The organism is Verrucomicrobiales bacterium, assembly GCA_016793885.1.
Taxonomy (GTDB): Bacteria; Verrucomicrobiota; Verrucomicrobiia; order Limisphaerales; family UBA11320; genus UBA11320.
Map to the genome: position 1 here is coordinate 1 of JAEUHE010000241.1, position 14199 is coordinate 14199.

Consider the following 14199-nt stretch of genomic DNA (forward strand, 5'->3'; position numbering starts at 1 on the left):
GCGGTCACTCAAACTGACCCGCCTGGGGTCGAAATGAAGGGCTTCAAACTGACCCACCCTGAGAGAGAAGCCATAGGGCTGCCAACCGAACGGAAACCCGTGAGGATGAGCGGCCGATATGGCCAATCAACTCACGGTGCAAGCACAAGACACAATACGAGCACTGACCAAGCAAGGCTGGAAAATCCGGCGAATTGCTAAGGAATTAGGCATCAGCCGCAACACTGTCCGGCAGTATGTGCGTGCGATGGAGGCAACGCCGAGCCCTACTGACGGCTCTCCTTCGGCCGGAGGTTCTCCTCCGATACCCAGTCAAACTGACCCACCTTTCGACCCCCGGGAAACCCAAATTGACCCCCTTTCGACCTCCGGGAAAATGGGGCGAAAAAGCCTCTGCGATAGTCACGATTCTTTGATCCGGACCAAAGTCGAGAATGGCCTGACGGCTCAGCGGATCTTCCAGGATCTTCAGATCGAGGTGGCCTTCACCGGTTCCTATCAATCGGTCAAACGCTACGTCAGCAAGCTGCGCCAAACACAGCCCGAGCTGGTCTGCCGGATCGAGGTTCAACCTGCCGAGGAGGTGCAAGTGGACTTCGGCGCGGGGCCGATGCTGGTCGGAGCTGATGACAAGCGTCATCGAACCTGGTTCTTCCGAGTGGTGTTGAGTCACTCGCGCAAGGGCTACACCGAAGCAGTGAGACGCCAGGACACCGAGACCTTCATACGAGCTCTGGAAAATGCCTTCCGGCACTTTGGGGGAGTCGCCTTGACCGTGAACCTCGACAACTTGAAGGCAGCGGTTCTGCGCTTTGACTGGGCTGATCCGGAACTCAACCCCAAGCTGCGCGACTTTGCTCAGCATTACGGAACCAGTATTTTGCCCTGCCGACCGCGTACACCGGAGCACAAAGGCAAGGTCGAGAACAACATCGCCTATGTTCGCAGCAACGCGTTAGCGGGCCGCTCGTTTACCTCCCTGGCGGATCTCAACCAGACGCTCTTCCAATGGGAAGCCAATGTGGCCGACCGCCGCATTCACGGCACCACCAAACGCCAAGTGGCTGAGCACTTCAAAACCGAGAAGCCTTTTCTTCTGCCGCTGCCAGCAACGCTCTTTGCCTGTTTTCAGGAGGGTAAACGCACCGTGCACTCCGACGCCCACGTGGAAGTGGCTAAGGCCTTCTATCACGTGCCTCCAGAGTATCTCCGGAGGGAGGTATGGGTCCGCTATGACAGTCGTCAGGTGCAGATTTTCATTCAACAGAAGGACAGCACCCTCAAGCTCATCCAAAGCCATCGGCGCTTGGAGCCAGGCCAGTTCACCAATGCCCGTGGACTGGGAGGCGGCTACGGGCCAGTTCAGGCCCAACTGGAATACTGGCTGGGCCGGGCGCACCAGATGGGAACCCCGTGCGGTCAATGGGCACGGGAACTGGTCCATCGACGCGGCATCGATAGCATTCGTTCGTTGATGGGACTAGTCCATCTCACTGACCGCCATTCATTCGGCACTGTCAATCAAGCTTGCGCCAAGGCTTCGGCCAAGGGCACCTGGCGGCTCCGCGACCTCAAGGTGCTGTTGGAGAGCCGAGAAACCCAGAGTCAGTTGAACTTTGAAGATCACCATCCGCTCATCCGTAACCTGAGCGAATACGGAGTCTTCATCCGTCAGCAAACCCAGAACCAAACCAACCAGGCCCCAACTCAATGAACCAACACCTTGCTCAATACGCCCGCCAACTCCGATTATCGGGACTTTTGGCCAGTCTCGAACTGCGTCTCCAAGAGGCCCGAACCCATCAACTGCCTCACGAACAGTTCCTCGAACTGATCTTCCAAGACGAGATCAACGTGCGCCAGCAGCGCTTGATTGAGAAGCGCAAGCGCGATGCCGGCTTCCGTGATGCCAACAAAACTCTCGAAGACTTTGACTGGACCTTCAATCCGTCGATCAAACGCCAACCCATCATCGAACTGGCCACCGCTCAGTTCATCCGTCAACACCGTGACGTTTTCCTCATCGGCCCACCGGGTTTGGGTAAGAGCCACCTTGCTCAAGCCATCGGCTACCAGGCCATCAAGGCGGGCTTTCAGGTTGTTTACACCTCCATTTTTGATCTCGTGCGAGAGCTCCAGGCTGAGATCTCGCCAGCCGAGTTGGACCGCAGTCTCTCCCGCTATCTCAAACCCGACTTGCTCATTATCGACGATATGGGACTGAAAGTGTTGCCACCCAAAGCGGGTGAGATCTTGATGGAGGTGATCATGCGCCGCTACGAGGTTCGCTCCACGTTGATGACCTCAAACCGGCCCATCGAAGAATGGGGGAAACTGCTCAACGACGTTCCTGCAGCTAGCGCGATCCTAGATCGCCTGCTTCACCATGCCGATATCATTGAGGTCTCGGGCCGCAGTTACCGGCTTCACCAGGCCGCGCACAAGGAAAATAAGAACAGCGGCCTGGCGGCCGAGAAGAAGAAGTGAGTTTTTCGCATCGACCATGGCTTGCAATCGGATCCACCCGAGTAGAACCCCAGCCCGACTTCGTCGAGCTAGGGTCGGATGCTCGCGCAATCCATGGGCACCGCGATGCTCGAGTTGCGCTCCCGCAGAGCCCTGTCCTTCGCAGCGCACTTTGGTTCCAATTAACTAAATCTTGAAATCCAAACCTCTTAATCTCTAAATCCGCTCACTCGGGGACGGGTCAGTTTGATTCGACCCTGGGTGGGTCAATTTGATTCGACCGCTGGCAGCAAGACCGAGGGGACCTTCCCGCGCGGTCGCCCCAGTCTAATGCCTTTGCCCAACGTTTCGTTCGCCCGATCAGGGAGTCGTGCTTGGACAACCTGATCCTCTTTGGCGAATCCTCCTTGCGAAAAGCAGTTTCTCAGTTCGTTGAACATTATCATGAGGAACGAAACCATCAGGGGTTCGAGAACAAACTCATCCGGCCTGAATTCGCGAAGTTTCCGGCTGAAGGTTCGGTGCACCGCCGTAACAGGCTCGGCGGCCTTTTGATCTATTACTATCGCACAGCCGCTTAAAAATAGACTCGTTCGAATTTGTGGACACCACGGGATTTGTGCTGCAAACAATCCCTCACCTTTCATTCCCACGCCAGATCTACCAAACCACCCGGCAACCAAGGACCGAGGCATCCTGGGTGGGCATGGCAAGCGGTTGGCGCGTCTACTACTTCAGATCCTCGGCAATCGTCGCGAACTGCTCTAGCGCGGCTTCGAGGTCTGCGGTGATTTCCGCAGCGATGATCTCGGGCGCTGGGAGATTCGCGGATTCCTCGAGTGCCTCGTCTTTGAGCCAGAAAATATCGAGGTTGACCTTGTCGCGCTTGGTCAGCTCTTCGTAGCTGAAGGACTTGAAACGCTCGCTCTCCTTGCGTTCGTGACGGTTCTTCGTGTGGTAGCAGGCGACAAAGTCGTCGAGGTCGCGACGCTTTAGGGTGTTTTCTTTAAGGGTGAAATGCAGGTTGGTGCGTAGGTCGTAGATCCACAGCTTCCGAGTCCACGGCTTTTCTTGAGCGGGCTTGCGGTCGAAGAACAGGACGTTGGCCTTCACGCCTTGGGCGTAGAAGATGCCGGTAGGCAGGCGCAGGAGAGTGTGTACGTCTGCCTGCTTAAGCAGTTCCCGGCGGATGGCTTCGCCCGCGCCGCCTTCGAACAGCACGTTGTCCGGCAATACCACCGCCGCCCGTCCGTGCTGTTTAAGGATGGTGAAGATATGCTGGAGAAAATTGAGCTGCTTGTTGCTCGTGCTCGCCCAAAAATCATCACGGTTGATGATGAGCGATTCCTTGGATGACTCCCCCGCCTCATTGACGATGGTGACACTGCTCTTCTTGCCGAAGGGCGGATTGGCCAGCACGATCTCGTATTCCCCATGCTTTCCGGTCAACGCATCTTTGGTCACAACGGGCAGATCCTCCTCCGACTCGCCCCCGATGCCGTGCAGCAGTAGGTTCATCGCGCAGAGTCGGGTGACGCTGTCCACCAGCTCGACTCCGAAGAAGGTGCCGCTCTTGAGTTTCTTCTTTTGGGCCCGGTCGAGCGCGTGATGCTTGGCCAGATAATCATGTGCCGCGAGCAGGAACCCGCCTGTGCCACACGCCGGATCACAAATAGCCTGACCAGGTTGCGGGGCGACTACCTCCACCATCGCGGCGATGAGCGGGCGCGGTGTGAAATATTGGCCTGCCCCGCCTTTCACGTCCTCGGCGTTCTTTTGCAGTAAGCCCTCGTAAGCGTCCCCCTTCACGTCGGCGGAAAGGCTGGACCACTGTTCCTTGTCAATCAGATCCACGATGAGGCGGCGCAGCAAGGCGGGGCTTTGGATCTTGTTCTGTGATTTGCGAAAGATCAGGCCGAGCATCCCCGGGCGCTTGCCCAGGTCCTCCAAAGTGTGGCGGTAATGGACCTCGAGGGCATCGCCATCCTTTGCGAGCAATGCCGGCCAATCCTTACCCTTGGGAATGGGCGAAGGTTTATTGAACGGAGGACGGCTCTGTTCGTCGGCCATCTTTAGGAAGAGCAACAGGGTTAGCTGTTCGACGTAATCCCCGTAGGAGAGACCTTCATCCCGCAGGATGTGGCAGTAATTCCAGAGTTTTTGAACGAGGGCGTTGGGGTTGTTCATGCTCGAACGTATTTACGATATATGTCTTGAACGATCTTCCATCCCGTCTTATTCGGCCCAGCGAAAATCAAATAATAGACGATGGCGTTCCGCGAGTTCCGCATTGCTAGCGGTTCGGCGACAAAGCCAAATCTGGCGACTTCGTTCAGGCGCTTGCAGTATGCATTCACCAGGTCCCGATTCTCTGTTTTGTCTAGGTCTTCATCTCCAAAGAGGTTCTGCTGGATACTCGGACGGAACATTGCCGCATGCCACGAGCGGTCACCCCAGAAGTGATCCATCGCCTCAAGTTCGCCCGGCAAAATTTTCGAGATATTCTCCTGCTTACAGTTGCGATTCATCTGCATGACCGGGAAGTTGATGAAAACCTCGACTGCCCGACTGCCGCCCGCGGCGCGAACGACTTCCCAATCCAGCGTGAGCTTGTAAGGATCTAACACGCAGAGCGCCCGCGTGCGCTTGGCGTAGGAGAACCGAGGTAGAACAGATTCGAGCATTACTTGATTGCTGTCCGCGTTGTAGAAAACCACATCAGGGCGCCCACCGACCTGACCTTTCAGAAAATCCAATTTCTCACCATCCAGGTCGATAAAGTGGTATTCATCGAATGGAGGTTGAACGCCCAGAGCTACCAATGGGCTGCCAAGAACCTCCTCGCCGCCAGCCTTCCTGACGTGCAGCCCAGGCCCGGAGAAGGCATCAATGTAGCCATGGTGGAATCCGTGGTGATTAAGGATTTTCGAATACGGCGCGGCGTAGTCTCGAAGAATATCTAGTTTGATCTCCGACCAAGGCCCTATCTCGTCCAGGTTCATCTTGTCTCCCTGTTGTTGCAACCGCCTAGTCTAGGCATGAGCCATCGCTTCCAATAACCCAGCGCGATTTGAAGGCGAAGGGATGGGATTCGAGACGATATCGGGAAACTCGTCGTAGGTTCGGCCATCAAGTTCACGCCCGGTGCTAGCTTTGCGCACGCCACCCCATTGCTTGAAGAAAAACGCAGCCCCTTGCTCGTCGCAGTGCGTCCGGATGTTCCGCACCCACTGTACCTCCATCGGACGGGCACCCGGCCCGCTCTCACCGCCAACAATGACCCAATGGATGCCGCCCAAATCGAACTTACCGAGGTCTTCTAGAAGCGGTTCAACCGAGAGAAAGGCCACGGTGGGTCTGGCGATGCGCAGCTTGGCGATGCGAGGCAACCCATGTTTGCGGTTCTCCACGCTGACACCCCACCAGATGTGCGCCGCTTTTGCTGCGTTGCGAAGTTTGCCTTGTAGGAGCATCGCCATACGTTCGGCCCGCTTCGTGAGAACCTGGTAAGTGTGCCAGTTCGCCGCCAGCATCACGCGGCAGATTTTCTCGATGTATTCGTCTGGCACGTCGTCGTGGAAGAGGTCGGACATCGAGTTGACGAAGATCTTCTTGGGTTTGGACCAGCGGATGGGATCCCCCAGCTTGTCCGGCACGAGGCGTAGGTCGAAACCAAACTCGAAGGGATGACCTGGCACCCCGCGAAATCGCTCTGCAAATGTCTCGGCATAGCAATGCGTGCAGCCGGGGCTGACTTTCGTGCAGCCACGCACTGGATTCCAGGTGGCGTCCGTCCACTCGATTTTTGAATTGTCACTCATGTTCGGCCATCTTTCTGCGTTGATCCTAGCCTAGCAGGTAGGACAAATACGGGGCGACCCCGGATGCAATGTTTAGCCACGCCGGCGCGTGCTTTCTACTGAGAGGTTGCGGCGGCTGACTGAACTGCGGAAAGGACTCATTCGCTACAATGATCACCAGCAGAAATGTCAGCTGGTCGAGGTGATCGCATTCTCGCAAATTGTTGCATAGTTCCAGAGTCTCTGAACGAGGGCGGTGGATGTGGGCATGCATCAAAGAATTATTTGAAAATTAGGCTGTCCGGGCGTGATCCAGAATACTTTGGCAAAGTTGAGTCAATATCCCGGAGGCCACTCCCTGCTCTCTCGCTGTCGCTAGCCAATCGGCTATGAACAAGTCGTTTTTCTCCAATCCTCCCTCATGAGCGTAGTTGACACGAACCACCTCACAAACGCGCTGATAATTCGCACCGAAATCCGACTTGACCACATCTGTCAAATTTGTGGTCCAAATCGCATGATTGCCCCCTATTACATTCGTAGCAGGAAACGGAGGTTGAGCCCCGCCCAGCATTGAAAGTAAGGCTCGATTATCGCGTTCGTGCTTAATGCGATGGTCGGGGCGCTCCGTATCTCCATCGGCGTCGAACACAACAAACACGGGAATGCCGAGTTCAATTGCTATTGCCAGCGGTTGAATCAGTTTGTCCTTCCCGCTGACCGGGATCAGGTGACAACCGAGCCGACGAAATTCGGACCACTGATTTAAGAGATGTAGTTCCGTAGTTATGTAAGAAACATCTTCAAGGCCCTCCACCAGTACCGGCACTCGAGCGAAGAACATCTCAGCTACGGCTGGCTGGAGTGCTTGATGAATTTTAGCTACCAAACCTTCAATCCTGCGGCCTGGATCTTCACCAAGTGCAGTACGAATCCGTGTGCATAGATTTTGGAACGTTAATGCGCGAACCGTTGAGCCTGCATTTGGATTCGGGCGACGAACCAAACGTGTGTTTTCAAATCCATTCCCACTCACGAATAGTGGAGAATGCGTAGTGACAAGGATCTGGTTGTTCCCAGTGGCCAATTTACCGAATACGTCAGCCAGATGCCGGGCTTGCGGTGGGTGTTGATACAACTCAGGTTCTTCACAACCAAGAATCAGGGTCGGTGCATCTGGAGCTTCCGATCCGGCCAACTCTTGGAGGAGCGCCAGCAGATATGACCGCTGCAAGCCATGCCCCATACGAGCGAGGCTTCCGATGAAATCACCCTCTCCGGTCTTGATACATGCGACCGGTTGCTGAAGCACAACCGATTTGCTGGGATCGGACAACCACTGCATCCCTAGCTTTACGTTTGGGTGCGCCCACGACTCAAGCCGACGCTGAAGGGACAGAGAAATGTCGTTCAAACTGCCTTGGTTTCGTTCGAGCAACTCGCGGTAGCTTGTCAGCGTGTTGTTTTTGAGGGTTTCAAGCTCGGCGTCGAAATTGGTACGAGTTCTAACGGCGCGAGCGATTAGCTTGCCCAAGGCAGTGTTCTTAGCTTCTTGTCCCTCTTCGCAAGCATCCTTAACCGCTGGGACATAGACCCACTGGACAAATGCCGACAGTTTTCCGGTGCTGTTAACACCGTAAAAATTGTCTTCGCTAGGAATTAAAGTGCACCTATCCGGATTTGCGGCTTCGTAGGTCCTCAACGCATCAGCTTTGTCGTCCTTTGATCGGGGATTTGGCAGGTCCGGGAACTGTTGACGTAGTGCGTCAAAGATTGGGGTAAGTTCGCTAGCTTTCATACCAGCTTTATCACCCTCAAAGAATCGCCTGAACTCCTCCATGCCTGACCGTTGCCCGAAATGCCTCACTGTCCCGACACTTGTAGCCACATCAAACGTGGCCTCCGCTGTAACAACTAATTCGCTCTGTCTGACGTAAGCAGCCAATTCTGCCTGAGCCGTTGCGTTCAGATCGTCAAACGTGACGGTGACGCGGACGGGAATTGTCGTATTCTTCCCATAGTAGTCTTCATCCGTGAGCTTAGTAACGTCTGTCGGTGAACCGGATTGTTCTCGGAAGAATACATTCAAAGCTGAAAGAATGGACGACTTGCCCGCACCATTCGGTCCAACGAAGCAGGAGGACCGATTCAGGTTGACGGTTTGGTCCTGAAAACTTCTGAAGTTTTGGATGCGGACGCTCTTTATTTTCATCTGAGGAGTTCTCCCGTGAAGGCTTTTCGAAGGATGGACTGGCGGAGGCGGGTGGCCCGCCGGAAGTTGGCCCACACCACCGACTCCAACTCCTCAACCACGCTCAACCGCCGCTCCACTTCCGCCACAATCCGCGTCTGCTCGGCCAGCGGGGGAAGCAGATATGGCGCAGCCATCAGCGCTTTCTGCGTCAGCTTCCGACGTCCAGTAGAGCCGGTCGTCCGCGCCGTGAATGGGTAATGCGCGAGGGAGTAATTGAGATAAGCCGTAGAGACGGCTGCGGTTGCGCGGAGGACGTGAGCGTGGTTATTGACCCATGTTTTCCCCCGGATCACATAGCTGAACGCCTGCGTCCTCCCGGTGAAAGTCTCATCCTCGACGACCAATACAAGGGGCTCGTCAAAAAGGTGATCGTCAATCCACCCGACTTGCCCGTTCGCACCGTAATATGGCACGTCGCCGTGTCGCTTCGCTCGTTCATTCTTGTTGATCGGAACGCGTTTGCCGTCCAAGCATTCCGAAACCTGGCCGACTGAACACGTTGCCCACCCTTCCGGGAGCTCTTGGTGTACTTTACTGTCCGGTTCGGCCGGTTCTTTGTATTGGACACCTCCTTTCCCACCTTGTCCAAGGCTTTGGCGCGCAAGCCAGTTTTGGCGCCGCTCGGTGAGGATGCGGGCGAGGAGGGCTTCGCCGGTTTCGTAAGCAGGTTGCCCGTTCTTGTTTGAGCGTTTGGAGCGGGCGAGTTCGGCTTCGGTGGGGACGAGGCGGCCTTCGCAAGCGGCTTTGAGGACGGCGGCGCGGTAGCGTTTGAGGTTGGCCTGCACCCGCCGCAACGCTGCCACCCCCGCCTCCAGACGCGTGAATTGCTTCTCAATCTCCGCTACAATCCGCCGCTGTTCGTCGACCGTCGCGGGAACGGGAACGGGCAATTGCCGAAAGCGCTCGTGCGTCAGGTTCAAGCCGCTGTCGCTGCTGCCCGTTTTCATCTTGTCGATGGCTCTGCGCGCGCGTTCGGTTTGGAGAAAAGCTTCGATGTAACGCGCATCGTGTTCTTCTGGATTAACCCGGAAGCGATACATCTTGCCGGACATCATCAGCCGCTTGCGAGTTTGCCTGACGAGGCAGGAAACACCGCATCGCACACGCGGCCCGGCGCATGTCAGGAGAATGTCGCCCTCTTTGACTTCAATCATCGGACGCGGCTCAAGACCCGGCGGAAGGAGTTTGTTGTGCTCGGGCCGAAACTCACCGGCTTGAATCGAAGTTGTTTTCAGCACGCCCCAAACGTCCTCCGATGGCGAAGGGATCTTGTCGCATTGCGGACTCCAGCCTTGGTGCAACGTGCGTCCGTCTTCTAGCGGAGCGAAGAGCTGTTCGATTCTTTGCTCTGACCAGCCGTGCGGGAGTTCGCCGCCTTGTTTCGCCCCTTCAGGGCTCGACGTGTTTTGGGATGCTTGACCCAGAATGGAAGCGGCGTCCCGCCGCTTGCGGCCTGCTGCATTCAGCGGCGGGACGCCGTTGCCACCTTGAACTGCGGTGTCGGGCTTCGCACTCATTTCCGCGACTCCAGTTGTTTGCGCGTGTTTTCGAGCTCGGCGGCGAGGACCTTTTCATTTGGTAGCGCGGTGAGGTATTCGCGGATGAGCATTTTGGTGGGCAGTGTGTCAGTGGCGTAGCGCACGAGCGCTTCGCCTTTCCCGGAGCAGAGGATGACGCCGACGGGCGGGTTCTCTCCGGGTTGCACCCAGTGTTCTCGGGCATAATTCAAATAGACGTGCATCTGCCCGGCGTCGGCGTGGGTAAAGCGGCCCAGCTTGAGGTCGAAGATGACGAGGCAGCGCAGGCGGCGGTGGAAGAAGAGCAAGTCCACGCGATACCATTCGTCGTCGATGCGCAGACGTCTTTGGCGACCCACGAAGGCGAAGTCGTTGCCGAGTTCGAGCAGGAAGGTTTCAAGGTGGCGGATGAGGGCGTCTTCCAGGTCGGTCTCGGAGTATTCGTCCCGCAGGCCAAGAAATTCCAGGACGAGCGGATGGCGGATTTCCTCGTCGGCGCTGACGGCGTCGCCGGGCTGAGGCTTCGCGCCATTGGCGAGCATAGCGACTTTGTTGCGCGAGAGGGCGGTGCGTTCGTAGAACTGGCTGTCCATCTGCCGCGCCAATTGGCGTACGGACCAGCCGCCGCGCAGGGCCTCGGTGTGGTAAAAGGCGAAGGCTTCGGGCGAGCGGCTGCGGCGAACTAAGAGGACGTAGTGTGACCAAGGGAGAGGGAAGGCTCGGGCAAGGTCGGCCAAGCTAAATGGCAAGGCAGGCGATTTTCTCGAGGGCGTCTGGGATTTCCGAGACGCTGTCTCGGAAATCATCTCCGTGCCGGACGGCGTCGGAATGCTGGTTCCCAATTTCCTAGACAGTGTCTCGGATATCTCTTGCGCGCCGCAGACACCGTAGAGAAGGCGCATGTTCTCAAGGTTATCGACGGAAAACCCCCGACCATGACGCGCAGTAAGATCTTCGGCCAGGCGCTTCAACAGTTCTTTGCCATATTCCGCCCGGTTCTCGCCACCCTGCTCAAACTCCACGATACGCCGGCCCACTTCCCAGTAGGTGGCCGTCATGAACGCGTTGACGGTGCGCACACTCGCACGACGTGCGGCGTCCAGCAACTCACTGACACCGCTGACCAAGCTGGAGTAGTCGCGGCGGGAAGCGGGTGAGGTGGGTTTACTTTTCTTGACCGGTTTACTCATGCGGCAAGGGTGGTGTTGAGTTCTTCGAGCAGTTTGGGTAGTTGCTCGCCGAAGAGTTGGTGTGCTTTACCCAGACCGCCGCGCTCGCCGAAGGGCGTGTATTCGAAATCCTCGGGGTCGATGCTCAGGCTGGTGGCGATGTGGTCGCGGATGAGGCCCAGCCAAGCGAGCTGCTCGGGGGTGAAAACAGCGCCGACCTTGGCTTTGTCCATAAGCCATTCATGAAAGCGCTCGCTCACCGAATCGGCAAAGGGGGTAAGAACTGGTTGTTGCTCGAGGGCGAACCGGACCAGTGCGACCAAGTCAGCGAAGCGGCCGGCCTGCGACCGTCCCTTTACCTGACCGGGAACGGTGACAGCGAAGGCGTCCCAGAGGCGATCCTCAGTCCAGGCGGCATGGGTGTCGCGCAGTTTCTTTTCTAAGTCCTTGAGCATGGGCTCCGTAAGACGCTGTTTGAAGGGTCGGCTGTAGAGAATTTGAAGGGCGTCGATCTGGGCTTGGTTCTGCGTCAGGTAATCACGAAAGGCCTGGACGAGGCCGGCAGCTTTAGCCTTGGCGGCGGCGTCGAAGCCCTGTTCGAGCACTTCGTCGGGAGTGTAGATGTCGAGGGCTTGCTCGGTTTCCTGCTTCAAGGTTTCGAGGGTCTGGCGAAGTGCCGGTTTATCGAAGGGCGCGCAGGCGGTTGCGATCAGTTCTTGCCTGGTCGCCTCGTATTTCTCGGGCGCAACTTCATCGGGTGAGGCTCCCTGTTTCCCGGTGGCGCGTTCAGCAATGGCGTCGGGATCAAACGCGCGAAGCAGCGCACCGGCGAGTGTGGCGGGGGTGTGGCCTCCAGAGGCGGTGACGATCTGTTGGCGCTGGGTGGGCTCGAGCTCACGGTCCAACCGGGCGAGGCGCGCGGCAAGAGTGGTGAGGGTGTCCTCATCGCGGCCACCGGGGAACAGGACGCGCTGGAGTAACGTCTTGAGGGGCACGGTGGGCTGGCGGTCGAGCGGGCGGGATTCGGTCTTGTCGCTTTCGCACACGCCGACGGCATCCACGATGATAAAGCGGGTTTTGGCGCGGGCGTCTTCGCCGGAGACCGATTGCAGATCAGTGGAGGAGAGCACCCGGGTACCGCGGCCTTTCATCTGCTCAAAATAGACGCGGCTGCGGACGTCCCGTAGGAAGATGAGAACCTCGAGCGGCTTGATGTCGGTGCCCGTGGCGATCATGTCCACCGTGACCGCGATGCGGAGTGTGGTAGAGAGGCAGAATTCGCGGATGAGTTCCTTAGACTTGGCGGGCTTGCCGGTGACGGGATGCTTCGCCTGGTAGGTGATCTTCTTGCAGAAGTCGTTGCCCTTGCCAAAGACCTCGCGGCAGAGGTGGACGATATCCTCTGCGTGGGAGTCGTCCTTGGCGAAGATGAGTGTCTTCGGCACTAGGGTGCGGCTCGGGAACAGTTCGGCCTGCACGACATCGCGGTAGGTGCGCAGGATGGTGCGGATCTGGTCAGGCACGACGACCGAGCGGTCAAGGTCGGCGGGCGTGTAGTCGAGATCATCGGCAAGAACCTCTTGCCGGGCCTTGCGCGAAGCTTTGCTGCGGTGGTCGATCAGGAAACCCTTGTCCACTTTCCCGCCGGCCTCGGTGACCTTGGTTTTGATGCGATAGACATCGTAGCCGACATTCACACCATCGGTGACCGCACGCTCGTGGTTGTATTCCGCGACACGGTTTTGGTGAAAGTAGGCGATCGTTTGCGGCGCGGGCGTAGCAGTGAGGCCGATAAGCGAGGCGTCAAAGTATTCGAGCACTTGGCGCCAGAGATTGTAGATGGAGCGATGGCACTCGTCGGTGACGATGAAGTCGAACTTCTCAATCGGGACGGCGGAATTGTAGGAGATATCGCGAGTGCGCGTGACACCGAGCGCGGCGGCGAGTTCCGCACCGGAGAGCTCATCGGTGCCCTCCGCAAGTTCCTCTCCGCGTAGGATCGAGTAAAGCCGCTGGATGGTGCAGATGGTGACCCGGCACACGTCGTCGAGGTGTGGCGAGGTGAGGTGCTGCACGTTGTAGAGTTCCGTGAAGAGGCGGCCGGTGTCCGGAGTGCGATAGGCGTGGAACTCGTCCCGGGCTTGCTCGCCGAGGTTCGCGCGGTCCACGAGGAAGAGAACGCGGCGCGCCTTGGCATATTTGATGAGACGATAGGTGAACGCGCAGGCGGTGAACGTCTTGCCTGCGCCGGTTGCCATGTGGATGAGTGCGCGCGGGCGATCTTCGGCAAAGGATTGCTCCAGTCCGGTGATGGCTTCGATCTGGCAGTCACGCATGCCCAGGGTAGCGAGCGGATGGGCACTCGGCATCGCCTTCAACCGGGCGCGCAGCGTGTCTAGTTCGGCGGCCCACTCGGCCAGTGTCTCGGGTCGATGGAACGTGAAGACACGGCGCGAGCGAGGCGCAGGATCACGTTCGTCGCGAAAGAAGGTTTCGACGCCGGTGGATTCGTATAGGAATGGCAGCGGGCTCGTAAGACCGGCGGCGAGGAAGTCAGGTAGGCTGTTGGCGTAGCGGGCGGATTGCTCGGCAACCGTCGAGAGTGTGGCACCTTGCTTCTTGGCCTCGATCACGCCGAGGGCTTTGCGGTCCACCAGCAGCAGGTAATCGCACGGACCGGTCGTGAGGGGGACTTCCCGAAGCGCGATTCCGCGGCCGGCCGAGAAGTCCGCTGACTTGTAATCCTGGACGACCCACCCGCACGCGCTGAGCTGCGCGTCGATCTGCTGGCGGGCGACTCGTTCGGGCGTATCGGGCATGGCGCTGTTGAGGAGCGTAGCGGTCAGTTCTCAGTGTCGATCTGCCTTGGCCGGCGACGGCAAGTTCGATGGTGGCGACGCCGTTGTGGAGATCGCCGAATTCTCAGATTTTCCGATTCTCATGCCAGCAAATCCTCACCCATCAAAGTGGAGAATATCCCTCAACCGCTTACG

Annotated in this window: 10 protein-coding genes; 3 read left to right on the forward strand and 7 right to left on the reverse strand. The window is 57.7% G+C overall.

What is annotated here, in order from left to right:
* Positions 1–118 precede the first annotated feature (118 nt).
* From istA to JNN07_26840, 3 genes are all read left to right on the forward strand, one after another.
* The gene (gene istA, locus JNN07_26830) at positions 119–1714 is read left to right on the forward strand and encodes an IS21 family transposase (protein ID MBL9171377.1); all 1596 of its coding nucleotides are present in this window, start codon (positions 119–121) and stop codon (positions 1712–1714) included.
* Positions 1711–2487, forward strand: a complete 777-nt coding sequence (gene istB / locus JNN07_26835; GenBank protein ID MBL9171378.1) for an IS21-like element helper ATPase IstB — start codon at positions 1711–1713, stop codon at positions 2485–2487. The genes istA and istB overlap by 4 nt, the downstream gene beginning before the upstream one ends.
* 338 nt (positions 2488–2825) lie before the next feature.
* Positions 2826–3047 carry a hypothetical protein gene (locus JNN07_26840; GenBank protein ID MBL9171379.1) on the forward strand — a complete coding sequence of 74 codons (222 nt, stop codon included), beginning with the start codon at positions 2826–2828 and terminating at the stop codon, positions 3045–3047.
* 148 nt (positions 3048–3195) lie between these two features.
* Here JNN07_26840 and JNN07_26845 read toward each other — a convergent pair whose 3' ends face one another.
* The 7 genes from JNN07_26845 to JNN07_26875 form a co-directional block, all read right to left on the reverse strand.
* The gene (locus JNN07_26845; protein MBL9171380.1) at positions 3196–4653 is read right to left on the reverse strand and encodes an SAM-dependent DNA methyltransferase; all 1458 of its coding nucleotides are present in this window, start codon (positions 4651–4653) and stop codon (positions 3196–3198) included.
* Positions 4650–5468: a three-Cys-motif partner protein TcmP gene (gene tcmP / locus JNN07_26850; GenBank protein ID MBL9171381.1), complete on the reverse strand. Its 819-nt coding sequence runs from the start codon at positions 5466–5468 to the stop codon at positions 4650–4652. The genes JNN07_26845 and tcmP overlap by 4 nt, the downstream gene beginning before the upstream one ends.
* A 30-nt stretch (positions 5469–5498) precedes the next feature.
* On the reverse strand, positions 5499–6287 hold the full coding sequence (locus tag JNN07_26855) for a phage Gp37/Gp68 family protein (GenBank protein ID MBL9171382.1): 789 nt from the start codon (positions 6285–6287) through the stop codon (positions 5499–5501).
* Between the two features lie 271 nt (positions 6288–6558).
* Positions 6559–8478, reverse strand: a complete 1920-nt coding sequence (locus JNN07_26860) for an AAA family ATPase (GenBank protein ID MBL9171383.1) — start codon at positions 8476–8478, stop codon at positions 6559–6561.
* Entirely contained in the window at positions 8475–10037 is a 1563-nt protein-coding gene (locus JNN07_26865; protein ID MBL9171384.1) for a restriction endonuclease subunit S, read from the reverse strand. Before JNN07_26865 ends, JNN07_26860 begins: the two co-directional genes overlap by 4 nt.
* Complete coding sequence (locus JNN07_26870) at positions 10034–11227, reverse strand: DUF1016 family protein (protein ID MBL9171385.1); 1194 nt, start codon at positions 11225–11227, stop codon at positions 10034–10036. Before JNN07_26870 ends, JNN07_26865 begins: the two co-directional genes overlap by 4 nt.
* Positions 11224–14025 carry a DEAD/DEAH box helicase family protein gene (locus JNN07_26875; GenBank protein MBL9171386.1) on the reverse strand — a complete coding sequence of 934 codons (2802 nt, stop codon included), beginning with the start codon at positions 14023–14025 and terminating at the stop codon, positions 11224–11226. Before JNN07_26875 ends, JNN07_26870 begins: the two co-directional genes overlap by 4 nt.
* Positions 14026–14199 lie beyond the last annotated feature (174 nt).